20 protein-coding genes are annotated in these 25,719 nt (G+C 64.7%); 9 read left to right on the top strand and 11 right to left on the bottom strand.

Going from position 1 to position 25,719, the window contains the following annotated elements; all coding sequences use genetic code 11:
* The first annotated feature begins 12 nt into the window (after positions 1-12).
* The gene (locus A3728_RS05230) at positions 13-1,503 is read left to right on the top strand and encodes an NAD(P)(+) transhydrogenase (Re/Si-specific) subunit beta (RefSeq protein WP_067920891.1); all 1,491 of its coding nucleotides are present in this window, start codon (positions 13-15) and stop codon (positions 1,501-1,503) included.
* 122 nt (positions 1,504-1,625) lie between these two features.
* Here the strand turns inward: A3728_RS05230 and A3728_RS05225 are convergent, their stop codons facing one another.
* A complete protein-coding gene (locus tag A3728_RS05225) occupies positions 1,626-3,080 on the bottom strand; it encodes an MATE family efflux transporter (RefSeq protein WP_236628176.1) in 1,455 nt (484 codons plus the stop codon).
* Positions 3,081-3,236: 156 nt separating this feature from the next.
* On the opposite strand from A3728_RS05225, the gene A3728_RS05220 reads away from it, so the two are divergent.
* Positions 3,237-4,520: a DUF3422 family protein gene (locus A3728_RS05220; protein ID WP_067920889.1), complete on the top strand. Its 1,284-nt coding sequence runs from the start codon at positions 3,237-3,239 to the stop codon at positions 4,518-4,520.
* Here the strand turns inward: A3728_RS05220 and A3728_RS05215 are convergent.
* From A3728_RS05215 to A3728_RS05200, 4 genes are all read right to left on the bottom strand, one after another.
* The gene (locus A3728_RS05215) at positions 4,456-5,529 is read right to left on the bottom strand and encodes a YeeE/YedE family protein (RefSeq protein ID WP_067920887.1); all 1,074 of its coding nucleotides are present in this window, start codon (positions 5,527-5,529) and stop codon (positions 4,456-4,458) included. The genes A3728_RS05220 and A3728_RS05215 overlap by 65 nt on opposite strands.
* Before the next feature lie 210 nt (positions 5,530-5,739).
* Positions 5,740-6,738 (bottom strand): ABC transporter permease, encoded by a 999-nt coding sequence (locus A3728_RS05210; RefSeq protein WP_067920885.1) that lies wholly within the window; start codon positions 6,736-6,738, stop codon positions 5,740-5,742.
* Complete coding sequence (locus A3728_RS05205) at positions 6,731-7,768, bottom strand: ABC transporter permease (RefSeq protein ID WP_067920884.1); 1,038 nt, start codon at positions 7,766-7,768, stop codon at positions 6,731-6,733. The genes A3728_RS05210 and A3728_RS05205 overlap by 8 nt, the downstream gene beginning before the upstream one ends.
* Positions 7,769-7,879: 111 nt before the next feature.
* Complete coding sequence (locus A3728_RS05200; RefSeq protein ID WP_067920883.1) at positions 7,880-9,604, bottom strand: peptide ABC transporter substrate-binding protein; 1,725 nt, start codon at positions 9,602-9,604, stop codon at positions 7,880-7,882.
* 313 nt (positions 9,605-9,917) lie between these two features.
* Here A3728_RS05200 and A3728_RS05195 point away from each other — a divergent pair, with 313 nt between their 5' ends.
* The 5 genes from A3728_RS05195 to A3728_RS05175 all read left to right on the top strand — a co-directional run bounded on the left by A3728_RS05195 (position 9,918) and on the right by A3728_RS05175 (position 16,842).
* On the top strand, positions 9,918-11,750 hold the full coding sequence (locus A3728_RS05195) for an ABC transporter ATP-binding protein (RefSeq protein ID WP_067920881.1): 1,833 nt from the start codon (positions 9,918-9,920) through the stop codon (positions 11,748-11,750).
* Positions 11,751-11,757: 7 nt separating this feature from the next.
* A complete protein-coding gene (argE, locus tag A3728_RS05190; RefSeq protein ID WP_067920879.1) occupies positions 11,758-12,924 on the top strand; it encodes an acetylornithine deacetylase in 1,167 nt (388 codons plus the stop codon).
* 88 nt (positions 12,925-13,012) lie between these two features.
* The gene (locus A3728_RS05185) at positions 13,013-14,359 is read left to right on the top strand and encodes an NAD(P)/FAD-dependent oxidoreductase (protein WP_067920877.1); all 1,347 of its coding nucleotides are present in this window, start codon (positions 13,013-13,015) and stop codon (positions 14,357-14,359) included.
* 30 nt (positions 14,360-14,389) lie between these two features.
* Positions 14,390-15,556 carry a M20 aminoacylase family protein gene (locus A3728_RS05180; protein ID WP_067920875.1) on the top strand — a complete coding sequence of 389 codons (1,167 nt, stop codon included), beginning with the start codon at positions 14,390-14,392 and terminating at the stop codon, positions 15,554-15,556.
* A gap of 119 nt (positions 15,557-15,675) precedes the next feature.
* Positions 15,676-16,842 (top strand): M20 aminoacylase family protein, encoded by a 1,167-nt coding sequence (locus A3728_RS05175; protein WP_067920873.1) that lies wholly within the window; start codon positions 15,676-15,678, stop codon positions 16,840-16,842.
* Positions 16,843-16,944: 102 nt separating this feature from the next.
* On the opposite strand, the gene A3728_RS05170 is transcribed toward A3728_RS05175, so the two are convergent.
* From A3728_RS05170 to moaA, 3 genes are read right to left on the bottom strand one after another with little or no spacing between them, the layout of a single operon-like run.
* The gene (locus A3728_RS05170; RefSeq protein WP_067920871.1) at positions 16,945-17,982 is read right to left on the bottom strand and encodes a glycosyltransferase family 4 protein; all 1,038 of its coding nucleotides are present in this window, start codon (positions 17,980-17,982) and stop codon (positions 16,945-16,947) included.
* The gene (locus A3728_RS05165; RefSeq protein WP_067920869.1) at positions 17,975-19,264 is read right to left on the bottom strand and encodes a 3-deoxy-D-manno-octulosonic acid transferase; all 1,290 of its coding nucleotides are present in this window, start codon (positions 19,262-19,264) and stop codon (positions 17,975-17,977) included. Before A3728_RS05165 ends, A3728_RS05170 begins: the two co-directional genes overlap by 8 nt.
* An 8-nt stretch (positions 19,265-19,272) precedes the next feature.
* Entirely contained in the window at positions 19,273-20,280 is a 1,008-nt protein-coding gene (gene moaA, locus A3728_RS05160) for a GTP 3',8-cyclase MoaA (RefSeq protein WP_067920868.1), read from the bottom strand.
* 86 nt (positions 20,281-20,366) lie between these two features.
* Here moaA and A3728_RS05155 point away from each other — a divergent pair, with 86 nt between their 5' ends.
* Positions 20,367-20,906: a hypothetical protein gene (locus A3728_RS05155; RefSeq protein ID WP_067920866.1), complete on the top strand. Its 540-nt coding sequence runs from the start codon at positions 20,367-20,369 to the stop codon at positions 20,904-20,906.
* Here the strand turns inward: A3728_RS05155 and A3728_RS05150 are convergent.
* Genes A3728_RS05150 through glmU form a run of 3 tightly spaced genes read right to left on the bottom strand, consistent with a single transcriptional unit; the run spans position 20,903 to position 24,769 of the window.
* Entirely contained in the window at positions 20,903-21,598 is a 696-nt protein-coding gene (locus A3728_RS05150; protein ID WP_067920864.1) for a DNA alkylation repair protein, read from the bottom strand. The genes A3728_RS05155 and A3728_RS05150 overlap by 4 nt on opposite strands.
* On the bottom strand, positions 21,595-23,415 hold the full coding sequence (gene glmS, locus A3728_RS05145) for a glutamine--fructose-6-phosphate transaminase (isomerizing) (protein ID WP_067920862.1): 1,821 nt from the start codon (positions 23,413-23,415) through the stop codon (positions 21,595-21,597). The genes A3728_RS05150 and glmS overlap by 4 nt, the downstream gene beginning before the upstream one ends.
* Position 23,416: 1 nt before the next feature.
* On the bottom strand, positions 23,417-24,769 hold the full coding sequence (gene glmU / locus A3728_RS05140; RefSeq protein ID WP_067920860.1) for a bifunctional UDP-N-acetylglucosamine diphosphorylase/glucosamine-1-phosphate N-acetyltransferase GlmU: 1,353 nt from the start codon (positions 24,767-24,769) through the stop codon (positions 23,417-23,419).
* 143 nt (positions 24,770-24,912) lie between these two features.
* Between glmU and A3728_RS05135 the strand changes: the two genes are divergently transcribed.
* Positions 24,913-25,587, top strand: coding sequence for an HAD-IA family hydrolase (locus A3728_RS05135; RefSeq protein WP_067920858.1), 675 nt, complete (start codon positions 24,913-24,915; stop codon positions 25,585-25,587).
* Positions 25,588-25,719 lie beyond the last annotated feature (132 nt).

Raw genomic sequence — 25,719 nt, 5'->3', positions numbered from 1 at the left:
GAGGGAAAGACAATGGAATTCGGATTTACTACCGCAGCCTACGTGGTTGCTGCCGTCCTCTTCATCTTTTCGCTGGGCGGATTGTCGGGACAGGAAAGCGCGAAACGCGCGGTCTGGTACGGGATCGTCGGCATGGCGTTGGCAGTCATCGCCACCCTGATCGGCCCGGGGGCGGGGCTTTGGCTGCTGTCGCTGATCCTCATCGCCGCCGGTGCGGTGATCGGGATGCAACTGGCGCAGCGCGTTCAGATGACCCAGATGCCCGAGCTTGTCGCGGCGATGCACAGCCTTGTGGGGCTGGCGGCGGTTTTCGTGGGCATCAACGCCCATATCGAGATCGGCCGCGTGGCGGAAGCCTTTGCCACCGCAGGTCTGCCCTTCCCGCAGGAAACCTACGGCTCCCTGATCGGCCCGGCCAAGGACGTCGCGGCGGAGTTCCGCGGTTTCGCGGCCATCGTGGCCAAGAAGACCGCGGTGGAGATCAACATCCTGCGCGTCGAACTGGTGTTGGGCGTCTGGATCGGTGCGGTCACCTTCACCGGCTCCATCATCGCCTACGGCAAACTTGCGGGCCGGGTGAAATCCACGGCCGAAAAGCTGCCGGGCGGCCACTGGCTCAACATCGCGGCGGCGGCCATTTCCGCCATCTGCCTGATCTGGTATCTCGCCTCCGGTGGGTTCCTGCCGCTGCTGCTGCTCACGCTGGCGGCGCTCTTCATCGGCTATCACCTGATCATGGGGATCGGCGGGGCGGACATGCCCGTCGTGGTTTCCATGCTGAACAGCTATTCCGGCTGGGCGGCGGCGGCCATCGGCTTCAGCCTCGGCAATGACCTGCTGATCGTCGTGGGTGCGCTGGTCGGCTCTTCCGGTGCGATCCTGTCCTACATCATGTGCAAGGCGATGAACCGGTCCTTCATCAGCGTCATCCTCGGCGGCTTCGGCGGCCCGGCGGGTGAACAGATGCAGGTCGAGGGCGAACAGGTCGCGATCGAGGCCGACGGCGTCGCCACCGCGCTGAACGAGGCCGACAGCGTCATCATTGTACCGGGTTACGGCATGGCCGTGGCGCAGGCGCAGGGTGCTGTCAGCGATCTCGTCAAGAAGCTGCGGGCCAAGGGCAAGAACGTCCGCTTTGCCATTCACCCCGTCGCGGGGCGTCTGCCGGGGCATATGAACGTGCTCTTGGCCGAGGCGAAGGTGCCCTATGACATCGTGATGGAGATGGACGAGATCAACGACGACTTCCCGGATACGGATGTTGTCATCGTCATCGGCTCCAACGACATCGTGAATCCGGCGGCGCAGGACGATCCCAACAGCCCCATCGCGGGCATGCCGGTGCTGGAAGTCTGGAAGTCCAAGCAGGTCTTCGTTTCCAAGCGCGGGCAGGGCACTGGCTATTCCGGTATCGAGAACCCGCTGTTCTTCAAGGACAACACGCGGATGTTCTATGGCGATGCGAAGCAAAGCCTCGACAAGCTGATCCCGCTGATCGACTGATCGGGCTGATGTGAGATGATCAAAGGCGGCGCCCCAGGTGCCGCCTTTTTTCTTTGCGGCGGGCGGGGTGGCGGCCGGCCCCCTTGAGAGCGGGCCGCGCTTGGCGCCAGATATCGCCCTCGTCAGCCCGCGTCGGCGGCAGGGGCGGGGCTTTTGCTCCGCTGCCCGGGCAGCAGGCTGACGGGCACGTCGATCAGCGGCGTTTCCAGCCCGAGCAGGCCGGTGGCGCGGGTCGCGATCAGACCGCCCCAGGCTGCCATCACATTGGCCATGACGGCGGCGGCCACGATGCCCCCGAAGCCGAAGGTCAAGGCTCCGAGCCACGCAAGGGGCAGATAGATCAGCAGAATGCGCACAAGGCTCAGCGTCATGGAATGAATGGGCTTGTCCCGGGCGTTCATCGCGGCATTGGCGGCGACAATGATGCCATAGCCGAAAAGCGATGCGCCGACGAAACGCAGGTACATCGCCGCATAGGCCGCGTCTTCCTCGGCAGAGGCGAAGAGACTGGCAATCGGAACCGCAAAAACCATGAGCAGGGCGGCCAGCAGGGCACCGTACCCGATGCAGAACCAGAAACCCGCATGGACGGCCCCCCGCGCACGATCCTGCCGTTCGGCGCCCCAGTTCTGACCCACCACCGGCCCGATGCCCGCTGACAGCGCCAGCAGCGGAACGAGCGCCATGGACTGCACCCGCGTCGCCGCGCCGAAGCCCGCCACGGCGGTTTCGCCCACGGTCGCGACCGCCGCCGTCACCAGAGCCATACCCGCGGGATTGATCGCATTGGAAAACGCGGCCGGCAGCCCGACCTTCAGAACGCGGCGCGCCGATGTCAGCGCCCCGTCCAGCATCCCGCCCGTCCAGCCCAGCAGGCCGCGGCGCCACGCGATAAAGAGCGCTATGGCCATGGCCGCCACACGGCCCGCCCATGTCGCGATGGCGGCGCCCTTCACCCCCAGTTCCGGCAGGCCCCACATGCCGAAAATCAGCAGCGGATCGAGGCCGACGTTGACCAGCGCTGCCAGCACCATCACAAGCGCGGCGGTCATCCCGTCGCCGTGCGACCGGAAAACAGCGTTGGTGACCATCATCACCACGAGGAAAGGAAAGCTCAGCGCCCAGACAGGCATATAGGCGGCGATATGCTCCGCGACGGCGCCCTTCGCCCCCAGCGCGGAGAACAGATAGGGATAGATGAGCCAGAGCAGCAGGGCCGCGACGGACGACAGCACAAGGCCAAGGCCGATGGCATGAAAGCCGAGCCGCCGGGTATCATCCGCCCGGTCGCCCCGGCCCACGCCCTGGCTGAGCGCGGCATTCGCCCCGGCGCTCAGCCCGATGGAAAGCGAGGTGATCGCCGTGGTGACCGGGTAGACGAAGCCCACGGTCGCCAGTTGCGCGCCGCCCAGCTGGCCAAGGAAATAGGCATCGGCGAGACCGACGCTCAGCACCCCGAAAATGCCCACGCTCATCGGGGCTGACATCGCGAGCAGCGCGCGCCAGATTGGCCCGCGCGTCAGATCGCGGGTGGCGCCCGGGGCCGGTTCGTCTTCGGATTGTGCGCGACGGTTCATGCAAGTCCCTTGGTTGCAGGCTAGGCCCATAGCTAGGGCCGGACCGGCGGTATGCAAGCGTGTACCGTAAGGTGTTGAAGATGCGCGAAAAGACCGTTTCCAGTCGCCCGGTTCCGGGTTATTGTGCCGCCTTATTCCGGCTGCAAGGATCGACCCATGGCCACTCTCGAAGATCATCCCGCCAGATATGCGCTCACCGGGGAGCTGCACGCGCGGCCCTTTCCGCGCCTTTCGACGCGGGGAACGGCTGTCTTTCTGGTGTTGCGCCCGGCGGGCGACGCATCGGACCGGGACCGGGCCGCCGACCTTGCGCATCTGCGGCGGCTGCTCGATCACTACGGCGCGCCGCGCCCGGACCCAGACGCGACCCATTATCACGGTCCGCTCGGTCGTTATCAGATCAAATGGGAACAGCATACCGAGATCGTGACCTACACGATCTTCTCCGACGCGCAGGGCGACAGGCCCTTCGCCCCGGCAGAGTTCGATGTCTTTCCCTCCGACTGGCTGGCGGAGACGCCGGGGGAGCGGATTACCTCAGCGCTCATCCGGGTGGTGCCGCATCCGGGGCCGGCCGAACAGGTCCATGACGCCCTGTCAGACTGGTTCGTCGGTGAAAGCCTCGCGGTGGCGCGGGTGCTGGACGATGCTGCCGTCATCGCCAGCGATTTCCGTATCGATCCGGCGGGCCATCTGCGGATGGCCGTCTTTGCCAGCCCGGAGACCGGCGAACGGCGCATCGGCAGGATCGTGCAGCGGCTGTGCGAGATCGAGACCTACAAGGCGATGTCCATGCTTGGTTTTGTCGAACTGCGCGCCGCGATGCCGCAGATCAACCAGTTGGACAAGCGGCTGACCGAGTTGATGACGGGGATGCAGGGGCCTGCGCAGGGGGCGGAAGATACGTTGCACGCGCTGCTCGATGTCTCCGTCGCGCTGGAGACGTTGCAGGCGCGGCTGGCATTCCGTTTTGGCGCGACCGATGCCTATGAGGCGATCGTCTACCAGCGCATCGGTGCTTTGAGGGAGGCGCGTTTCATGGGTCGGCAGGGCTTTGGCGAATTCATGATGCGCCGGTATGAGCCGGCCATGCGCACCGTCAAATCGACGGAGCGGCGGCTGGGCTCCATGGCGGCGCGGGCAATCCGTGCGAGCGAGCTCTTGCGGACGCGGGTGGACGTGGAACGTTCAGCGCAGAACCAGCAGATCCTCGCCAGCATGGACCGGCGCTCCGACCTGCAACTGCGGCTGCAACATACGGTCGAGGGCCTCTCCGTCGTGGCGATCAGCTATTACGCGGTCTCGCTCGCGACATATCTGCTCTATCCGTTGGCGGACACGCTCGGTCTGGCGAAGGGGGTCCTGACGGCGGTGATCACGCTGCCTGTCGTGGGGCTGGTCTGGCTGATGCTGCGGCGCCTGCGGAGCCGGCTCGGCTGAGCAGCGCCTGCGTCAGCACCCCGCCCACTCCGATGGAGGTGATGGCCAGAAGCGCCGCGACCGACAGCGTCGGCACGCCCGAAAGCCCCGCGCCCAGCGTGCAGCCGCCCGCCAGAACGCCCCCGGCCCCCATCAACACGCCGCCCGCCATGTAGCGGCCCGTCTGCCCGGGGGAGGTGAAGGTCTGCCAGGTGAAGCCGCCGAAGATGAGCGTACCCACGAGAGCGCCAAGCACGATGCCCCCCATGAAGCCGGTGCCGAAGCCCGCCGGGATCGAACTGCTGGCAATGGCGAAGAACAGCGCTTCGGAAGAGGCGGAGGTGGTGGAAAGGCTTTCCATCACGATCGGGTCGAAATCATCATAGAGCAGATAGCCCGTGCCGACCCATGCAATCGGGACCAGAAGGCCGATGCCTCCCGCCATGATCAAATGGCGCGCAGGGGTGCCAGAGAACGCAGCATAGGCCAGCAAGGGCGCGGCCATGACCGCTGCCCAGACCAGCGCGCCGCCGGGCAGGTTGCCGATGCTGGTGGCGGCACCCATGTCCACCGTGACGGACCCCAGCGCAACGCGCATCGGCGCCAGCACGCCCTTGAGCGTGGCGTGGGCCACAACGGCGAAGATGAGGATGACCATAAGCGCCCGCAGGTTGCCGGTGCCGGTCAGCACCGTGAGCCGCGAAATGCAGCCCCGGGTCAGGATCATTCCGGCTCCGAAGGCCAGACCGCCCGCGATGATGGCCATCGCGGGCATCTGGGAAACCATGAAGCGGTGATCGTCGAAAGAGATCCATCCCGCCGCGACGGTGGCCTGCGTGCCGAGGATCGCAACCGCCAGCGCGGTTACCCAGATCGCCGCGGCCTGGCGCCGGTCCTCCCCCACGAGCGCGCGGCGGAAACAGAAACGGGTGCGCTGCCCCAGAAAGCCGAAGGTCAGGCCCAGTATCAGGGCAAGGACGACAGACGCCTGACGCGCGTCCAGAAATTCGATACCGAGGGATTCGTACATGATGCGGCTTTCGGGTCGGACCAGAGGATGCCCATGATCTGCAGCGCCAGAAATTGTGCATCAAGACATTATGATGGATCTACAACCCCGGGTGCCCGGACAGGGTTCCGCCTAACAGCCTTGGCGGCGCGATAATGTTCCGGAAGCTATGACACGGTAGGGGTAAGGTCCACCCGCTGCCACTGCTTTCGGAACACTGTTCTTTTCGCCTCAACGCCCCCGGATGCGCGGGTCGAGTGCGTCCCGCAGACCGTCGCCCAGGTAATTGACGCTCAGCACGGTGAGCGAGATGGCGATGCCCGGCAGCAGCACGCGCTCGGGGAATTCCTGCATCCGCGGCACCGCGTCCGACAACAGCTTGCCCCAAGTCGGGAAATCGGACGGAAAGCCCACGCCAAGAAAGCTGAGCGCGCTTTCCGTGATGATCGCAGTGGCGAGACCCAGCGTGGCGGACACCATGATAGGCGAGATTACGTTGGGCAGAAGGTGACGGCGGATGATCTTACCGGGCCGCGTTCCGATACTGCGCGCTGCCAAAATGAACTCCCGCTCCTTCAGGGCCAGGATATCGCCGCGCACGATCCGCGCGGTCTGCATCCACGATGTCAGTCCGATGACGCCGACGATGAGGATGAACATGCCCCCCTCCGGCCCAAAGTTGGCGCGCAGCGGCTGGCGGAACAGCGTCACCGCGACCAGCAGCAGTGGCAGGATCGGCAGCGACAGGACAAGGTCGGTGAACCGCATCAGCCAGAAGTCGAGCTTCTTGAAATATCCAGACACCACACCGATGGCGGTGCCGATGATCAGCGCCAGCCCCATGGCCGTCCAGCCCACGGCCATGGACACCCGCCCGCCATAGATCAACTGGGCCATGATGTCCCGGCCAAGGTTGTCCGTCCCCATGGGGTGCAGCCAACCGGCCTTCGCGGAAGAGTCCCAAAGCAACGTGTAGATGGGGCGCCAGTCCTTATTGCGGATGTCCAGCTTCTTGGGGTCCACGTCCCAGAGCAGGGGGCCGAAAATGACCCCCAGCGTGATGAACAGCAGGAAAAAGCCGCCGAAGAGCGCGCCCTTGTGCTGGCGGAACTGGTCCCAGACATCGCGCCATTGGCTGCGCGGCGGCTTGGGCGGCTCCTTGTCCTGAAGCGCGCCGAAGGTTTCGATATCGGCCTCTATGGGGCTGGCGGGGACGGCCTGTTCAGTCATAGCGGATCCTCGGGTCGAGCAGGCCGTAGAGCACATCGGCGATGAGGTTGAAGAGCACGATCAGGATCGCGAAGATGAAGGTCAGCGTCATCACCATCGGGATATCATTGGCAAAGAGCGCCGTCAGCAGCAGCTGTCCGATGCCGTTCACCTTGAAGACGTTCTCGGTGATGATGGCCCCGCCGAAGATGGCGGGCATTCCCAGTGCGATGACGGTGACGACGGGGATCATCGAGTTGCGCAGCACGTGCACCATGACCACGACGCTTTCCTTCAGCCCCTTGGCGCGGGCCGTGCGCACGTAATCCTGATTGAGGTTGTCCAGCATGGCGCCGCGCATGTAGCGGCTGATCTGCGCGGTGGTCTGCAGTGCCAGCACCATCACGGGCATAATCATCTGCTGGAACTGCACCTTGAAGCTGGCCCAGTCGCGGACGACATGCGTGGTGTCATAGATCGACGGCAGCCAGCCCAGATAGACCGAAAAGATCACGATCAGCAGCGGGCCGGTGAAGAAGGGCGGGATCGAAAAGCCCACCATGGTGACGAAAGTACCCGCCTGATCGAAGATCGAATAATGCCGGTAGGCCGAATAGATCCCGATGGGAATGGCGATCAGGATGCCCACGATATAGGCCAGACCGACAACCCAGAGCGTCTGCGGCATCCGCTGCATCACGATGTCCATCACGGGGGAGCGCGTCTGCCATGAGATCACGCGCTGCTTGCCCTCGGCCAGGGCGGTATCGGGCAGCCATGAAAACCACGCGCTGCTGTTGGTCAGCCAGTCGATGAAGACCTGCGGCTCGATCCAGAAGAACTGGACCAACCATTTCCAGTATTGCACGTAGATCGGCTGCCCGAGGCCCAGTGCCTCGCGCATTTTCTGTTTCACTTCCGGCGGGACGGTCAGCGGGACCTGCGCCATGGGATCGCCGGGGGCGAGTTGCAGCAGCAGGAAGATCACTAGGCTGATGAACAAAAGCGTCGGAATCGACAGAACAAGTCGTCGGATGGTGAAAGTCAGCATGCGCGGCGCCTTTGCAGGTCAGTCTTCGGGTCTTGGGGGAGGGGACGCATCGGAGCGTAAACGAATGCCCGCCCCGCGCAAGCGGGGCAGGGCTTTCACGCAGAGGCTGCGTTACTCTTCTTTCTTGCGATACCAGTCAGCCACGTTCCAGAGCTCGGAGTCCCAAGTGTTCAGGACAACGCCACCCAGCGTGTTGGAGGCTGCGGAAACACGGCCACGGTCAACCAGCGGTACGATGGTCATCGATTCCTTGGTCAGCATGTCGTTCAGCTTCTTGGCGATCTCGCCGCGCTTCTCCAGCTCGCCGGTCTTGGCCAGTTCATCAAGCAGCGCGTCATACTCTTCGTCGCAGAAGCGGTTGATGTTCTCGCCCTGCCACTGGCTGGACGGCTTCGGCTCATTGCCGCAGCGATAGGCCGCCAGATAGGCCTGCGGGTCGGTGCCGTCGAAGTTGTTGGCGTACATTTCCACGTCCGCGTAGAACTTCTGGAAGGTGTCGGGCGAACCGGGGTCACCGCCGAAGAAGACCGACGCGTCGAGGTTGCGCAGTTCGACTTCCACACCGATCTGGTTCCACCAATCCTTGATCAGCGCCTGGAAATCCTGACGCACGGCGTTGGTGGAGGTCTGGTACAGCAGGCTCAGTTCCATGCCGTCCTTTTCACGGATGCCGTCACCGTCGGTATCGGTCCAGCCCGCTTCTTCCAGAAGCGCCTTGGCGCCTTCGAGGTCCTGCGTCAGGCACTCGGTATTGTCGGACGCATAGTTCGCCGGCGCGGGTACGAGGTTGCAGGTCGCGCGACCCGCCTGACCATAGCCGACTTCGACCAGCAGTTCGCGGTCAATGGCCATGGAAAGTGCACGGCGCACTTTTTCGTCCGACAGGATCGGGTGGGGATGTGCGACCGTCGCACGCTCGCCTTCCGGCAGGTCGGGGGAGGGATCGGTCAGGTTCATCTCCAGCCGCTCAACCAGTGTACCGAACGCGGAAATGGGCGTGCCCTTGCCGCCTTCAGCCATCTTGGCCAACACGTCGGGCGCAAGCTGCATGTTCCAGGCGTAGTCAAATTCGCCCGTTTCCATGACGGCGCGGCCCGCTGCCGTCGCATCGCCGCCGCCCTTGAAGGTCAGCTTGGCAAAGGCGGGCTTGCCTTCTTCACGGAAGTTTTCGTTGGCTTCCATGGTGATCACGTCATTGGGACGGAATTCCACCACCTTGAAGGGGCCGGTGCCGATCGGGTTGAAGTTGGCCTCGGTGCACTCGGGCGCCTTGGCACCCATGCACTCCTCGAACTGGGCCTTCTGGATGATGGGGGACTGGCCGCCCATGAAGGGCCCGTAGGGGTTGGGCTGCGCTTCGTTGAAGGTGACCTTGACGGTCAGGTCATCGACCGCTTCGACCGATGCGACGCCGTCGAACTTCGCGCCCTGTGCGCAGCCGCCTTCGGGGTGCATGCAATAATCGGCGGTGAAGACGACATCAGCGGAGGTGACCGGCGTGCCGTCGGACCAGACGAGGCCCTCTTTCAGCTTCCAGGTGATGGACTTGAGGTCTTCGCTCACGCCGCCGTTCTCGACGGTGGGAATCTCGGCGGCGAGGTAGGGCACCAGCGCGCCGGTCTCGTCGTAGCGACCCAGGGGTTCGATCACAAGCGATGCTGATTCGATGTCCTTGGTACCCCCCGAAAGGTAGGGGTTCAGAATCGAAGGCGCTTGCCAGTAGATGATCTTGACCTCTCCGTCACGACCGCGTTCGCCCGTATGGGCATCCGCGAAGGCCGCCGGGGCCAGCGCCACGGACGCGGCGGCCCCCAGCAATAATGTTTTCATTCGCATATTTCACTCCTTGTTGGACACGTTTGGTGCCACGTTTTTGTTGCGGGGCAGACCCCGCAGGTCTTTGTCGCCCAAAGGATGAGAGGGATCACCGAACCGCAAATTCATGCGCGATTTTCATCGGTTTTCGTCCATTTCTCCCCTGAACGCATGAGCGGTATCGAAACATGTTTCACCGGAATTGCAAGCCTCCTCCGGCGGTTTTGCGAAAACCGCTGTTCTGATGGCGCCTCACGCTCTGCGGGTGTTTGACACTGCCCCGGCCTTGGCCGTAGCGTCTGCCCGAGACAGCGAACAGCGAGGCGCGAACAGGATGCTCGACCAGCCCACATCGGATCCGATTGCCCAGATCAAGGGCCTCAGGGTCGAGTTCCAGACCAAGGATGGCCCGGTCGTCGGGGTCGAGAATGTCAGCTTCGACATCCACCCCGGAGAGACGGTTTGCGTCGTCGGTGAATCCGGTTCCGGCAAATCCGTATCCTCTCTGTCGCTGATGCGGCTGGTGGAATTTGGCGGCGGAGAGATCGCCGGCGGCGAACTGATGTTCGACCGCAAGGATCACGCTACCATCGATCTGGCCAATGCACCGCAGGACCAGATGCGCCACATTCGCGGCAATGAAATCGGTATGATCTTTCAGGAACCGATGACGGCGCTGAACCCGGTTTTCACGGTCGGCAAACAGTTGACCGAAGGGCTGCGCCTGCACCGGAACATGTCCCGCTCGCAGGCCGAGGCCCGCGCGCTGGAACTGCTGCGACAGGTCCGTATCCCCGAGCCGGAGCGCCGGCTGAAGCAATATCCCCATGAACTTTCGGGCGGCATGCGCCAGCGCGTTGTCATCGCCATGGCGCTGGCGTGCGAGCCGCGCCTGCTGATCGCGGACGAGCCCACGACGGCGCTCGATGTGACCATTCAGGCCGAAATTCTCGCCCTGATGGACCGGCTCAAGCGCGAAACCGGCACCGCCGTCATGTTCATCACACACGACATGGCCGTGGTGGCGCAAATGGCCGACCGCGTCGTCGTCATGTTCCGCGGCAACAAGGTCGAAGAGGGGCCGGTCGAGGAAATCTTCGAGAACCCCCAGCATCCCTATACCAAGGCGCTTCTGGCCGCCGTGCCCAAGCTGGGCGAGATGACCGGGAAACCCTATCCGGAGCCGATGAAGCTCCTGGGCACGCAGGACAAGGAAATCGTGCCCATCAAGGGAACGGACGATGTTCTGCTGAAGGTCAGCAATCTCACCACCCGGTTTCCCGTAACGGGGGGCTTTCTGCGCCGCACCGTGGCCAATGTTCACGCGGTGGAGGATCTGTCCTTTACCATCAACAAGGGCCGCACGCTCAGCCTCGTGGGGGAATCCGGCTGCGGAAAATCCACGGCGGGCCGGTCGATCCTGCGGCTGGTGGAGCCGCAATCGGGCGAGATCAATCTCGGCGGTACGGACATCATGGCGCTGAACCACAGCCAGTTGCGCACCGCGCGGCTGGACATGCAGATGATCTTTCAGGATCCCTTCGCCTCGCTCAATCCACAGATGCAACTGGCGGATCAGGTGGCCGAACCGATCCACAATTTCGGCACGCTCAAGGGCAAGGCCGTGACCGACAGGGTGGAAATGCTCTTCGACCGGGTGGAACTGCCCCGCAGCTTCATGCGCCGCTTTCCGCATGAACTCTCGGGCGGTCAGCGCCAGCGGGTGGCCATCGCGCGGGCGCTGGCGCTCAACCCCAAGCTCATCATCGCGGATGAAGCGGTCTCGGCGCTCGATGTCAGCGTTCAGGCGCAGGTGCTGAACCTGATGATGGAACTGCAACTGGAAATGGGGCTGTCATTCCTGTTCATCAGCCATGACATGGCGGTGGTGGAACGGGTCAGCCATCAGGTCGGCGTCATGTACCTCGGTCGGATCGTCGAACTCGGGTCGCGCCAGCGGGTGTTCGAAAACCCGCAGCACCCCTATACACAGGCGCTGATGAAAGCCGTTCCCATCGCCGATCCGCGCCAGCGCAAGGCGGAAAAGGACCTGAACTTCAAACCCATCCCGTCGCCCATCCACCCCGTCGACTACGAACCCGAACCTTCCGTCTACACCGAGGTCGAGCCGGGCCATTTCGTGCTCAAGACCGACAGCGGCTATTGAGGACCCCATGAGCGAGCGCCTTACCCCCCTTGAGCTGATGACCAAGCTCATCAGCTTTCCCACGGTCAGCCGCGATACCAATATCCCGCTCATCGACTGGGTGGCCGATTATCTCGACAGCCACGGGATCGAAAGCCACCGCTACATCGATCCCGAACAGCCCAAACATGCGCTCTTTGCTCATGTAGGGCCGTGGAAAGAGGGCGCGCTGGTGCTTTCGGGGCATACCGATGTGGTTCCGGTGGACGGTCAGCCGTGGGACAGCGATCCATTTACCGTCGTCGAAAGGGACGGGCGCTATTACGGGCGCGGCACCTGCGACATGAAGGGCTTCGACGCGCTGGCGATCTGGGCGCTGGTGGAGGCGAAATACGCCAATGTGACCCGCCCGCTGCAGATCGCCCTCAGCTTCGATGAGGAAGTGGGCTGCACCGGTGCGCCCCCGATGATTCAAGCGATGCAACCCGTTCTGCCCAAGGGGTCTGCCGTGATCGTGGGGGAGCCTTCGACGATGCAGGCGGTCACGGGGCACAAGGGCGGGATCGGGTTCAACACCCATGTGATCGGGTTTGAGGTCCATTCATCCCTGCTGCACACGGGCGTGAACGCAATCATGGCGGGTGCCAAGCTGATCGAATGGGCCAATGTCACCAATACGGAAAACATGGCCGCCCCGCCCACGGAACTGGCGGCAATGTTCGATCCGCCCTTCACGACGGCGCACGTTGGCATGATCAAGGGCGGCACCGCCCATAACATCACCGCCAAGGACTGCGAGTTCGCCATGGATTTCCGCGTCGTCCCGGGGGAGGACAAGACCCGCTGGGGCACCGCCTACCTCGAACGGGTGCGCGAGGTTGAGGCGCAGATGCAGGCCGTGGTGCCCGACACTCGGATCGAGGTGACGCCCCGCTTCGACGTCCCCGCCCTGCAACCCGAGGAGGAGGGGGAGGCAGAAACGCTGGTGCGCCAACTCACCGGCGACAATGCCAGTCACAAGGTCAGCTACGGCACCGAAGCCGGCCAGTTTCAGGAAGCGGGCTACAGCGCGGTCATCTGCGGCCCCGGTGACATTGCACAGGCCCATCAGCCCAACGAATTCATCGAAAAATCCCAGTTCGAGGCCGGGCATGACTTCATGCGCAAACTGCTCGAAAGGTTGCGCGCGGACTGACAGCCCTTCCAAATGGTAAAAAATCCCGGGGGGCCGTGCCTTGCACGGCGGGGCAGCGCCCCCTCGCGCCCGCAACGAGGCGACGACGATGCCCGCATTCCCCTTCACCCTCGACAAACCGGTCACCTACCCCGGCCCGCCGCCAGAGCGGGCGGATGTTGTGGTGATCGGGGGCGGGATCATCGGGGTATGCACCGCGCTGTTTCTGGTCCGCGCCGGGCGTTCGGTGGTTCTGCTGGAAAAGGGGCGCATCGCGGCGGAACAATCCAGCCGGAACTGGGGCTGGATCAGGCAGCAGGGCCGGGATCCGGACGAGATGCCGATCATGGCGCGGGCGAATGTCCTGTGGCAGGAACTGGCCGGGCAGACCAATATCGACATCGGGCTCGTGCAGGGCGGGATCACTTATCTCGCACGGACGGAAGCAGAAATCGCCGCCTACGAGAACTGGCTGCCCCATGCGCGCGCCAATGGGGTCGACAGCCGAATTTTATCCGCCCGCGAAACGGCGGAGGCGTTCCCCGGACTGACGGGCCGCTTCGCCGGGGCGCTGACGACCCCTTCGGACCTGCGGGCGGAGCCCTGGGTCGCGGTGCCCGCGCTGGCAGCCATAGCCGCGCGCGAGGGAGCCCAAATTGTCGAAGGCTGCGCCGTGCGGGGGCTCGACCTCGCGGCAGGTCGCGCGGCCGGCGTGGTGACGGAGGCCGGGCGCATCGCGGCGGATCGGGTGGTGCTCGCCGGCGGGGCGTGGTCGGCGCTTCTGCTGCGGCGCCACGGGGTCGCGATGCCCCAGCTTTCGGTGCGCGAGAACGTGGCCGCCACCGAGCCGCTGCCGGAGATCACCCGCGGGGCGGCGGCCACCCGGGCCGTTGCCTTCCGGCGCCGGGAGGACGGCGGCTATACGCTCGCTCCCCCCGGCGCGCCCGAGCTTTTCGTGGGGCCCGATGCGGTCCGCGCCTTCCCCCATTACCTGACGCAGCTGCGGGCCGATCCGCTGGGCCAGCGCCTGTTGCCCTTCGCCCCGCGCGGCTTTCCCGACGCATGGACCACCCGCCGCCGTTGGAGCGATGATGAACCCTCGCCCTTCGAACGGATCCGCATCCTCGATCCCGCGCCCAACATGCGCCGTATCCGGCGGTTGCTGCAGGATTTCGCCGCCCTCTATCCGGAATTGCCGCCCGTACGGCTCAAACGAGCATGGGCGGGGATGATCGACACGATGCCCGATATCGTCCCGGTGGTGGATCGCTGTGCCGATCTGCCGGGGCTCATCATCGGGACGGGCATGTCGGGGCATGGTTTCGGCATCGGGCCCGGCATGGGCGAAGTCCTGGCCGCTCTGGCAATGGACGACGATCCCGGTCATGATCTGACGAGATTCCGCCTGTCGCGGTTTCGCGACGGCAGCCCCATGCGTCTGGGGCCGAACGTCTGACCCGAATACCCAGTTCACAAAGGACACGTCATGCCGATCAAGAATCGTTTCGCCGATACACACGCTGAAATCACCGGCTGGCGGCGGCATCTGCACCAGCACCCCGAGTTGCAGTTCGACGTTCATGAAACGGCAAAATTCGTCGAAGAGAAGCTGCGCGGTTTCGGCATCACGGATATCACCACCGGGATCGGACGCACCGGGGTCGTGGCGGTGGTCGAAGGGCGGTCCAATACCTCTGGCCGCACCATCGGTCTGAGGGCGGATATGGACGCGCTGCCCATAGAGGAGGCGACAGGCCTTCCCCATGCCTCCACCGTGCCCGGGAAGATGCACGCCTGCGGGCATGACGGCCATACCGCCATGTTGCTGGGGGCCGCGCAATATCTTGCCGAGACCCGCAACTTCGACGGGCGCTGCGTGCTGATCTTCCAGCCCGCGGAAGAGGGCGGCGGCGGCGGAAACGAAATGGTCAAGGACGGGTTGATGGACCGCTGGGCCATCGACGAGGTCTACGGGATGCACAACATGCCGAACTACCCGGTCGGCGCATTCGCCATCCGGCCCGGCGCGCTGCTCGCCTCGGCCGATCAGTTCGATATCGTGGTGACGGGCAAGGGCGGCCATGCGGCCGCCCCGCATGAGGCGATCGACCCCAATCTTGCCGCGGCACATGTTCTCGTCGCCCTGCAGTCGGTCGCCAGCCGCAATGTCGATCCGCTGAAGCAGGTCGTCGTTTCCGTCTGTGCGCTGCGCAGCGACAGCGAGGTGCATAACGTCATCCCCCAGACCGTGCTGATGCGGGGGACCGTGCGCACGCTTGATGCAGGTGTGCGCGACCTGGCCGAGGAACGGGTGCGCGCCCTCGTTGAACACACCGCCGCCGCCTATGGCTGCACCGCCAAGATCGACTACGAACGTGGCTATCCCGTGATGGTGAATCACACCGATCACACCGGTTATGCCGCAGAGGCGGCGGAGGCGATCATGCCCGGCGTCGACCGCGACACGCCCCCCATCATGGCGGGGGAGGATTTCGCCTATATGCTGAACGCCCGGCCCGGTGCCTATATCATGATCGGCAACGGCGACGGGGCCACCGTCCACCACCCCGAATACGACTTCAACGACGAAGCAATCCCCGCCGGATGTTCCTGGTTCGCGGAGGTGGTTGAGACCCGCCTCCCGCTGGCGTAGAAGGATGCAAACGCATGTTTGGCGACACGCGCGCCATTCATGCGCCGACACCGGGGGAGGGGTAGGCGCCATCACGGCGCTTGCGGATCTCCGGCCCGGGAACCTCTGGGAGAGATGAGATGCCGGTCAAGAACCGCTTTGCCGAACTGCACGACGATATCACGGCCTGGCGCCGGGATATCCACGAGAATCCCGAAATCCTGTTCGAAACGCACCGGACCTCGGCGCTGGTGGCGGAAAAGCTGCGCGCCTTCGGTTGCGATGAAGTGGTCGAGGGGATCGGACGTACCGGCGTCGTCGGCGTCATCAAGGGGCGCGAGACGGGGTCGGGCAAGGTGATCGGCCTGCGTGCCGATATGGACGCGCTGCCGATCAACGAACAGACCGGCGTGGCCCATGCCTCCAAGACGCCCAATGCGATGCATGCCTGCGGCCATGACGGTCATACCGCGATGCTTCTGGGGGCCGCGCAATATCTGGCCGAGACGCGCAATTTCGACGGTACCGTGGTGGTCATCTTCCAGCCCGCCGAAGAAGGCGGCGGCGGAGGGCGCGAAATGTGTGCCGACGGGATGATGGAACGCTTCGGCGTGCAGGAGGTCTACGGCATGCACAACTGGCCGGGCCGTCCCACGGGCAGCTTTGCCATCCGGCCTGGCCCCTTCTTTGCCGCGACCGACCTGATCGAGATCGAGGTCGAGGGCCTCGGCGGTCATGCCGCCAAGCCGCAGGAGACGATCGACACCACCGTCGTGGCGAGCCACCTCGTTCTGGCGCTGCAGACCATCGTGAGCCGCAATGCGGACCCGGTGGAACAGATCGTCGTTTCCATCACCTCGTTCGAGACCTCGTCAAAGGCCTTCAACGTCATTCCGCAGCGGGTTTCGATCATGGGCACGGTGCGCACCATGTCGAACGAATTGCGCGACCTTGCCGAAAAGCGCATGGGCGAGATCTGCGAAGGCGTGGCGGCGACTTACGGCGCCACGGCAAAGCTGAACTACATCCGCAACTACCCCGTGATGGTCAACCATGAGGAGCAGACCGATTTCGCCGCCAAGGTCGCGCGCAGCGTGGCGGGCGATTGCGATGAGGCACCGCTGGTCATGGGCGGCGAGGATTTCGCCTTCATGCTGGAGGAACGCCCGGGCGCCTATATCCTCGTGGGGAACGGCGATACGGCGATGGTCCACCATCCGAAATACGACTTCAACGACGAGGCGATTCCGGCGGGATGCAGCTGGTGGGCGGAGATCGTCGAACAGCGGATGCCCGCGGCGGGCTGAGCGCGCTGCGTACCACCTGCGCCGGGTTGAACGGGGTTGGTGGTGCGCCGTGAGTATTTGAAAAAGGGTGAAGGGCGGAACGCAGTTTCCGCCCTTTTGCCGTCAGCGCGCCCAGAGTGATTGGTAGACGGCGTCGATCCCTTCCGCTTCTGCCCTTGCACTGAACCGCGTTTCCGCGAGCTTCCGGATCAGGGCGGAGCGGGCGGGCGGGGTATCTGACAGCAGGGTTTCGGCAGCGGCGGCAGCGGCTGCGGGATCGTCGGGCGGGACAATGCTGCCGGCGCGGCCTTCGTCCGCGAATACCCGGTAATAGCCCGCGTCGGTCGCCACGAAAGGCACCCCTGCCGCCATGCCTTCCAGCGGGGCCATGCCGTAGCCTTCGTATCGCGGCAGTTGCATGACGAGGGAGAGGCCCTGCACGAGCGCGGGGAGTTCAGAGGCCGGCAATTCACCCGGAAAAAGCAGCCGGTCGCCAAGGCCAGCGGACCTTGCCTGCGCCTTCAGCCCGTCGAGGAAGGACTGGTGCCGCCTGTCCGCCCTACCGATCACCAGCGCGACGGTATCGGGGTGATCCGGCAAGAGGCGCAGCATGGCGTCGACGAAGCGGTCGGTGCCCTTTTCGGGACGTATCCGGCCAATCGTGGCAATGCCCTGCTGTCCCCCGAAGCCGAGGGCCTGCCACGCGGCGGCGCGATCCTGCGGCGGGGTAAAGCGATCGGTGTCCACCCCGTGGGGGACCACGGCCCTGACATGGGGCACGAAGCGCGCGGCTTCTTCGGTGGTGGCGATGACCGCATCCATCCGCGAAATGAGCCATCGGGGGAAGGCCGAGTGCAGCCGTTGGGCCGCGGAGGTAAAGACGATCCGGACCGGGGCGCGGCGCACATCCCGGAGCCAGAGCGCGCTGTGCATTTCCGTATTCCGGCGCACGTGCCAAATGGCGAAAGGCCGGGTCTTGCCGTCAAATGCACGGCTTTGCGCATGGGCGGCTTGGCGGGACAGCGGCGCCGGGCAGCCGGGCAGGGGGTGGCCCACCAGCGCCAGTGGATAGTGCCCCACCTGCTGGCGGATGACATTGGCCGCAGTGGCGGAGACCCCGGTGAAGTTCGGGTTGTAGTTGGTGACGAAAAGGTCAGTCATGCCGCCGCAGGTCCAGGGCGGCGATGATCCGGTCGGACACCGCGTCGAGCTTGTGGGTCTGGTTGCCGATGAACCGCGCCCCGGCGGCCCTTGCCGACTCGAGAGCCTGCGGATCGTCGAGCCAGTCCGCGACCTTGGCTGCGAGGTCTTCGCCATCGGCCACGAGACGGGCGGCGGTTCCCATTTCCAGCGCGGCATAGGTCTCGGCAAACGCCGCGACATGCACACCGCTCAGAACCGCGGCGTCGGACTGGATGACCTCGAACGGATTATGCCCGCCCACCGGGTTGAGCGACCCGCCGAGGAACACGATGGGGGAAAGCGCGTACCAGTTGCCCAGTTCCCCCATCGTATCGGCCAGAAAGACCTGCCCCGCGGGCAGATCGCCCCGGCTGCGGCGGCTGAAGGACATGCCTTCGGCGGCGATCAGCGCCGTGACCTCGGCGCTTCGGTCCGGATGCCGGGGCGCGAGGATGAGGCAAAGGTCGGGCCGGTCCCGCAGGAGGATCTTGTGCGCCAGCAGCACTTCGCGTTCTTCGCCGGGATGGGTGGAGGAGGCGACCCAGACGGGCCTTTCCCCAAGTGCGGCGCGGGCGGCGTTCAGCGCCTCTTGGTCGATGGGCAGCGGGTCGGAAAGGCCCTTGAGGTTCATGCCCTCGGCAATGCGATCCGCAGGCGCGCCGAGGTCGCGCATGGTTTCGGCCATGGTGGCATTCTGCGTCAGGACCAGATCGAAAACCTCGAGCAGGTACCGCGCGAGATCGGGGCGGGCCTGCCAGCGCGCGACGGAGGTTTCCGACAGGCGCGCGTTGACCAGCGCCATGCGCGCCCCGCTTTCGCGGGTGCGGCGCAACATCTGGGGCCAAAGCTCGCTTTCAACAAAAATCGCCGCATCTGGGCGCCAGTGCCGCAGGAAGCGCCTGAGCGGGCCGGGCGCATCAAGGGGGGCGAACTGGTGCCGGGTGCGATCCGGCAGGCGCTTGGCGATAAGCTCTGCGGATGTCGCCGTGCCGGAGGTGAGCAGGAATTCTGCCCTAGGAAGGGCCACACCCATACGACCGATCAGGGCCAGAACGGAAAGACTTTCACCCACCGACGCGGCGTGAAACCAGATCAGCGGTTGGGCATCCGGACGCGGAAGGCTCGCCCGGCCCAGCTTTTCGCGGGCCCGCGCCCGGGAAACGCCTGCCTTGCGCAGCTTGCGTATCTCGGCCCCGCCCGCAATGGGCAACAGCGCCGAGCTTGCCGCAACCCAGGCCCGGTAGAGAAAGGGGGTGGACACGATGTGCCCTAGCCGCCGGTATGGCTCATGTGGCGGGTCATCTGGCCATCCGCGACCTGACGCGAATAGTCGAAATCATGGCCCTTCGGTTTGCGCAGGATCGCCGCCTCGATGGCGTCGCGCAGCGGGCCGTCATCCTCCGGATGGTCGCGGAGCGGCGCGCGTAGGTCGGCCACGTCTTCCTGCCCGAGGCACATGTAGATTTCGCCGGTGCAGGTGACGCGCACGCGGTTGCAGCTTTCGCAGAAATTATGGCTCAGCGGTGTGATGAAGCCGATCTTCTGGCCGGTTTCCTCCAGCCGGACGTAGCGCGCGGGACCGCCCGAACGCTCGGCCAGATCGGTGACGGTGTATTCCTCCGCGTAACGGGCACGCACGTCTTTCAGGGACCAATATTGATCGAGCCGATCCTCATTGCCCAGATCGCCCATGGGCATCACCTCGATCCATGTCAGGTCGATGTCCCGTTCGGCGCACCAGCGCGTGATGGATGGCAGTTCGTCCTCGTTGAAGCCCTTGAGTGCCACGGCATTGATCTTCACCCGAAGCCCCGCACGCTGGGCGGCGTCGATACCGCGCAGGACCTGCGGCAGGCGGCCCCAGCGGGTGACAGCGGCAAAGCGGTCCTCGTCCAGTGTATCGAGCGAAACGTTCACCCGCCGCACGCCCGCGGCATAGAGGTCATCCGCGAAACGTTCGAGCTGGCTGCCGTTGGTGGTAAGGGTCAACTCTTTCAGTGCACCGCTCTCGAGATGCCGCGACATGCTCTGGAAGAACGTCATGATGCCGCGCCGGACTAGGGGCTCGCCCCCCGTGATGCGCAGCTTTTCGACACCGAGGTTCACGAAGGTCGAACAGAGCCTGTCCAACTCTTCGAGCGTCAGCAATTCCTTCTTTGGCAGGAAGGTCATGTTTTCGGACATGCAATAGACACAGCGGAAATCGCAGCGGTCCGTGACAGAGACGCGCAGGTAGGTGATCGCGCGATGAAATGGGTCAATGAGACGTGGGGTCATGTCACGATAGGTAATGGTCCGCCCATCGCGGGGCAAGCCGCATTTCCGCGATTGAAGGGCGCAAGCCCCCGGCTTAAGACGAAAGCATGACACATTTTCGTATATTCGCCGCCCTCGGGGCGGGATTGTTCGCCCTTTCGGCCTGTGGTCTGGCGGAGCGTATCGGCGCGGGTAGGGGTATTTCCACCCCCGCGGGGCAGGCACAGGCATCGGCGGCCGGCACGCTCAGCGCGCCCGCGCCGGTGCGCGATGCCACGTTGAGCCCTGCCACAGCCGCGCCGCCCCCGTCGCCCGCGGCCCGCACCGCCGAGGCGCTGGATACCACGACGGCGGAACAGCGCGCCGCCGCCACCGCAAAGCCGACTGTTCCCAGCACGTCGCTGGGCACGACCGTTGTTTCCCTCGGTAGTCCGACGGAGCCGGGGCTCTGGCTCAAGACGCCGCTGGTGGATACGGAGACCGAAGGGCGCGTGACCAATACGCAGAACGGTAAATCGGCTGTTGTGACTCTTATCCCGATCGAGGGTGCCAATACCGCGGGCAGCCGCATGTCGCTGGCGGCGCTGCGGCTGATAGAGGCATCTCTTACCGATCTGACGAAAGTCGAGGTCGCGCTGAACAGCTAGGCTGAGGCGTCTCGCCGCAGGTGGCGCATCGCTTCCTTCACGGCGAAGGGTTTCATGCTGTCACCGTGGGTGGCGATGAACTGCCGCGTGCGGTCGGGGTCGTGACGTGATAGATCGCGCAGCCACCATCCGACCGCCTTCTGAATGAACCAGCGGTGGTCGGGTACGAGCCGCGCGGCCCAGCCGAGTATCCTGTCGCGGGCCTCAAGCTCTGCGGGTTTGGGGTGGTTTTGTTTTGTCCAGGGCAGCGTGCTGACCAGTGCGGCGCGTCTTCTCCACATATGATCGCTGTCGATCCAGGTCGCGACCTCATCGAGGCGCGAGGGGTCCGCCGTCAGCCGCTTTTGCGCGGCCATGCTGGCGTGATCCGCGATGGCCCAACTGTCAAAATCCGGGCACCACGACGCGATGAGCCGCCAAGCGGCCTCGTCATCAGGGCGCAGCCTCGCCTGTGTCAGCAACTTGGCCGCCGCCACCCGTGCTTCGAATATGTCGCTGCGCCACAGCCCCTCCGCCAAGGTGACGCGGGCCGGAACGTCCAGCGCGTTGCGCCAGGCTTTCGCGCAGTCGTCGATCTGCGGGTTGGACAGGCCCAGATAGGTCCGCTCGGCCTTGTGATAGCGGCGCATGCTTGCGGCGCGTTCGGGGTCGGCGCCCGCCGCGAGATCGGCAAGCGCCTCCTCCGGGGTCATTCCACCGTGACCGATTTCGCCAGATTGCGCGGCTGGTCCACATCCGTGCCTTTCGCGACGGCGGTGTGATAGGCCAGCAGTTGCGCCGGGACCGCGTAAAGAATGGGGGCGAGCATGTCGGGGCAGGAGGGCATCTCGATGCTGGACCAGACACCGTCGCCAGCTTCGTCCAGCCCTTTGCGGTCGGAAATCAGGATCACCTTGCCCTTGCGGGCCATCACTTCCTGCATGTTGCTGACCGTCTTGTCGAAAAGTCCGTCCCGCGGCGCCATGACCACCACGGGGACATGTTCATCCACCAATGCGATCGGCCCGTGCTTTAATTCGCCCGATGCATAAGCTTCGGCGTGTATATAGCTGATTTCCTTAAGCTTAAGCGCACCTTCGAGGGCGAGGGGATACATCGGTCCGCGGCCCAGAAACAGCACGTCACGCGCGTTGGACAGTTTCAGCGCGGCATCGCGAATGGTATCGTCGAGTTCAAGCGCCGCGTTGATCAGACCGGGCAGGCTGCGCAGTTCGGCCACCGCCTTGGCGAGACCGGCATCATCCAGCGTGCCCCGTGCATGGGCCGCTTCGAGAGCGAGGATAAGCAGAACCGAAAGTTGGCAGGTGAACGCCTTGGTCGAGGCCACGCCGACTTCGACCCCCGCGAGGATCGGCAGCGCCGTGTCGCTTTCCCGCGCGATGGACGATTCCGGCACGTTGACCACCGACAATATGCTGTCCACCTTACCCGCGCAGTAGCGCAGGGCGGCCAGTGTGTCCGCGGTTTCGCCCGACTGGCTGACGAAGAGCGCGAGCGTCCCCGGCGAGACCGGCGGCTCGCGATAGCGGAATTCCGACGCCACGTCGATCTCGACCGGGATACGGGCGATCTGTTCGAACCAGTATTTCGCCGTGAAACAGGCGTAGAATGCCGTGCCGCAGGCCACCATTGTGATGCGGTCGATCTTGCTGAAATCGATCCGGTCCCGAGGGATGCCGATGGTGCCGTCCGCGCCGAGATAGTGGTTCAGGGCCTCGGCGATCACGTTGGGCTGCTCGGCGATTTCCTTCGCCATGAAGTGCCGGTGGCCCTGTTTGTCAATCCGGGTGTTGGCGACCTGTATACGGCGCACCTCCCGCTCGACCGTATTGCCATTGGCATCGACGATCCCGACGGAGGTGCGGGTCAGAACGGCCCGGTCGCCTTCTTCGAGATAGCTGATCCGGTCAGTGGAGGGGGCGAGCGCGATGGCGTCGCTGCCCACGAACATCTCGCCGTCACCATAGCCGATGGCGAGGGGGGAGCCACGCCGCGCCGCGATCATCAGGTCTTCCTCGCCATGGAAAAGGAAGGCGAGTGCGAAGGCGCCCTGCAGCCGGGCCAATGTCTTGTCCGCGGCTTCCAGCGGAGACGCGCCTTTTTCCATGTAATGCTGCGTCAGCAGCGCCACGGTTTCGGTGTCGGTTTCGCTATGGAACTGCATCCCGTTGGATTCCAGCTCGCTGCGCAGCTCGCGAAAGTTTTCGATGATCCCGTTATGCACGACGGCAACCGGACCCGCCTGATGCGGATGGGCATTGGCGACCGAAGGGGCGCCGTGTGTGGCCCAGCGGGTGTGGCCGATACCGGATTTCCCGGCCAGCGGCTCATGCACCAGAAGGTCGGAGAGGTTCACCAGCTTGCCCACGGCACGACGACGGTCGAGCTGTCCGCCGTTGACCGTCGCGATCCCGGCGGAATCGTAGCCGCGGTACTCCAGCCGTTTCAACGCCTCCACGAGGATGGGCGCGGCTTCGTGATTGCCCAGCACGCCAACGATTCCGCACATCTCAAATGCCCCTTTGCATCTTCGCCTTGCGCGCACGCAGGGTCTTGAACAGTTTGACGGCCATCCCGGGTTTTTCGACCTGCGGCGCGCGCGACAGCGCCAGCGCCCCCGGTTCCACATCTGAGGTGATCACCGATCCGCTGCCGGTCATCGCCTCGTCGCCGATGCTGACGGGTGCGACCAGCATCGTGTTCGAGCCGATGAAAACCCGTTCGCCGATATGGGTGTGATGTTTCATCACACCGTCGTAATTGCAGGTGATCGTCCCGGCGCCGACGTTACTTCCCGCGCCGATCGTGGCGTCCCCGATATAGCTGAGGTGATTGACCTTCGCGCCCTGCGCGATCTGCGCATTCTTGATTTCCACGAAGTTGCCGATGCGCACGCCTTCGGCTAGTTCCGCGCCGGGGCGCAGGCGGGCATAGGGCCCGACGACGGCACCGGCGGCCACGTGGCACCCTTCGAGGTGCGAAAACGCCCGGATCGTCGCGCCGGATTCGACCGTGACTTCGGGCCCGAAAACGACGTTGGGCTCGATCACCGTATCGCGCCCGATCACCGTGTCGCGGGCCAGGTACACGGTCTCCGGCGCCATCAGGGTCACGCCGTCCTCCATCAGGGCGGCACGGGCGCGCGCCTGAAAAGCCGCATCCGCCACGGCGAGGTCGGACCGGGAGTTGACGCCCATGGTCTCGGCTTCATCACAGGTTACGGCGGTTGCCGAAAGACCACGTTCGCGCGCGATGCCGATGATATCGGTCAGGTAATATTCGCCGGAGGCATTTTCGTTCCCCACCTGAGCGATGAGATCGAACAGCAGATCCGACCGGCAGGCGACAACGCCTGAGTTGCACAGGGTGATGCGCCGTTCCTCTTCGGAGGCGTCTTTGAACTCCACGATCCGCAGCAGTTCCGCCCCGTTAAGGACGAGCCTGCCGTAGCGGGCGGGATCGTCCGCTTCGAACCCCAGAACGACAACGTCATGGGTCGCAAGCGCGTCCTGCATGCGCGAAAGCGTTTCGGGCTGCACGAAGGGGGTATCGCCATAAAGAACCAGCGCCATGCCGTCGAATCCATCGAGGACGGGGGCCGCCTGTGCCACGGCATGCGCGGTGCCGAGTTGCTCTGACTGTACCACGACTTCGGCTCCGGGGTCGAAAAGCTCGGCCGCTGCTTTCACTTGTTCGGCCTCGTGGCCCGCGATCACCACGGTGCGCGACGGTTCAAGCACCGCGCCGGAGGCCATCGCATGTTCAAGCAAGGGCGCGAAGGCGACGGGGTGCAGAACTTTGGGTAGGTCGGATTTCATTCGCGTACCCTTGCCGGCGGCAAGGATGATCAGGGCGGTTCGCATATAACTTCCGAATATTCTTGGTCTTGCAATCTGTTTAAGCGCTTCGCACAAAGGTACAAGGGCGGCAACATCAAACCGTGTTGCGGTTTGAAACAGGGTGGGCAGCACCCCGCCGACAGGACATCACGGCAGGGGGCGGTACGATGAAGACCGTTGTATTCGATCTCGACGGCACGCTTGCAGACACCAGCGGTGATCTGATCGCGGCGGCCAATGCCTGTTTCCGGGACATGGGCGAAGGCGATCTACTGCACGCTTCGCACGATGCCGGGACCGCGCTGCGCGGCGGGCGGGCGATGCTGAAGCTCGGGATGGAGCGGCTTGGCCGCGCCGGGGACGATGCGGCGATCGACAGCTATTATCCCTTCCTGCTCGACGCCTATTCCCGCGATATCGACCGGCGGACGGTTCTCTATCCCGGTGCGATGGAGGCGGTCACCGCGCTGCGCACCAGCGGTTACCGGGTCGCCATCTGCACCAACAAACCCGAAGCGCTGGCCGAATTGCTGCTGACGCGGCTGGGCGTGCGGGACGCTTTCGGGGCGATGCTGGGGGCCGATACGCTGGACGTGCGCAAGCCCGATCCGGAGCATCTTTTCGAGACGGCGCGGCGGGCCGGGGGGGATCCAGCGCAATGCGTGCTGATCGGTGACAGCGATACCGACCGCAAGACCGCGGCGGCGGCGGGCGTGCCCTGCGTGCTGGTCACCTTCGGCCCTGCGGGTGGCGATATGGCAGCCCTCGAACCCGAGGCGCTGCTCGATGATTTCAAGGACCTGCCCGACATCGTCGGACGCCTCATCGGACCCCCGGCGTGACAGAGCGTTTTACCGGCAGCTTCACGCAGCAGGAACCGATTCCCGAAGACGGTATCGCCGCGGCGCTGGAGGTGATGCGCAGCGGCAGGCTGTCTTCGGGAATCGGTTCCTGCTGCGTGAAGCTGCCGGTAA

It is taken from the genome of Sulfitobacter sp. HI0040 (assembly GCF_001634885.1).
Classification (GTDB): Bacteria; Pseudomonadota; Alphaproteobacteria; order Rhodobacterales; family Rhodobacteraceae; genus Sulfitobacter.
This window is presented reverse-complemented; position numbering and strand designations above follow the sequence as displayed.

Excerpts from the sequence above, each read along its gene's own strand:
- A3728_RS05205 (WP_067920884.1), bottom strand. The coding sequence starts at position 7,768 with ATGCTGACTTTCACCATCCGACGACTTGTTCTGTCGATTCCGACGCTT.
- A3728_RS05150 (WP_067920864.1), bottom strand. The coding sequence starts at position 21,598 with ATGACCCCGGAGGAGGCGCTTGCCGATCTCGCGGCGGGCGCCGACCCC.
- A3728_RS05220 (WP_067920889.1), top strand. The coding sequence starts at position 3,237 with ATGGCCACTCTCGAAGATCATCCCGCCAGATATGCGCTCACCGGGGAG.
- A3728_RS05175 (WP_067920873.1), top strand. The coding sequence starts at position 15,676 with ATGCCGGTCAAGAACCGCTTTGCCGAACTGCACGACGATATCACGGCC.
- A3728_RS05230 (WP_067920891.1), top strand. The coding sequence starts at position 13 with ATGGAATTCGGATTTACTACCGCAGCCTACGTGGTTGCTGCCGTCCTC.
- A3728_RS05180 (WP_067920875.1), top strand. The coding sequence starts at position 14,390 with ATGCCGATCAAGAATCGTTTCGCCGATACACACGCTGAAATCACCGGC.
- argE (WP_067920879.1), top strand. The coding sequence starts at position 11,758 with ATGAGCGAGCGCCTTACCCCCCTTGAGCTGATGACCAAGCTCATCAGC.
- moaA (WP_067920868.1), bottom strand. The coding sequence starts at position 20,280 with ATGACCCCACGTCTCATTGACCCATTTCATCGCGCGATCACCTACCTG.
- A3728_RS05225 (WP_236628176.1), bottom strand. The coding sequence starts at position 3,080 with ATGAACCGTCGCGCACAATCCGAAGACGAACCGGCCCCGGGCGCCACC.
- glmS (WP_067920862.1), bottom strand. The coding sequence starts at position 23,415 with ATGTGCGGAATCGTTGGCGTGCTGGGCAATCACGAAGCCGCGCCCATC.
- A3728_RS05215 (WP_067920887.1), bottom strand. The coding sequence starts at position 5,529 with ATGTACGAATCCCTCGGTATCGAATTTCTGGACGCGCGTCAGGCGTCT.
- A3728_RS05210 (WP_067920885.1), bottom strand. The coding sequence starts at position 6,738 with ATGACTGAACAGGCCGTCCCCGCCAGCCCCATAGAGGCCGATATCGAA.
- A3728_RS05155 (WP_067920866.1), top strand. The coding sequence starts at position 20,367 with ATGACACATTTTCGTATATTCGCCGCCCTCGGGGCGGGATTGTTCGCC.
- A3728_RS05185 (WP_067920877.1), top strand. The coding sequence starts at position 13,013 with ATGCCCGCATTCCCCTTCACCCTCGACAAACCGGTCACCTACCCCGGC.
- A3728_RS05170 (WP_067920871.1), bottom strand. The coding sequence starts at position 17,982 with ATGACTGACCTTTTCGTCACCAACTACAACCCGAACTTCACCGGGGTC.
- A3728_RS05195 (WP_067920881.1), top strand. The coding sequence starts at position 9,918 with ATGCTCGACCAGCCCACATCGGATCCGATTGCCCAGATCAAGGGCCTC.
- glmU (WP_067920860.1), bottom strand. The coding sequence starts at position 24,769 with ATGCGAACCGCCCTGATCATCCTTGCCGCCGGCAAGGGTACGCGAATG.
- A3728_RS05135 (WP_067920858.1), top strand. The coding sequence starts at position 24,913 with ATGAAGACCGTTGTATTCGATCTCGACGGCACGCTTGCAGACACCAGC.
- A3728_RS05200 (WP_067920883.1), bottom strand. The coding sequence starts at position 9,604 with ATGCGAATGAAAACATTATTGCTGGGGGCCGCCGCGTCCGTGGCGCTG.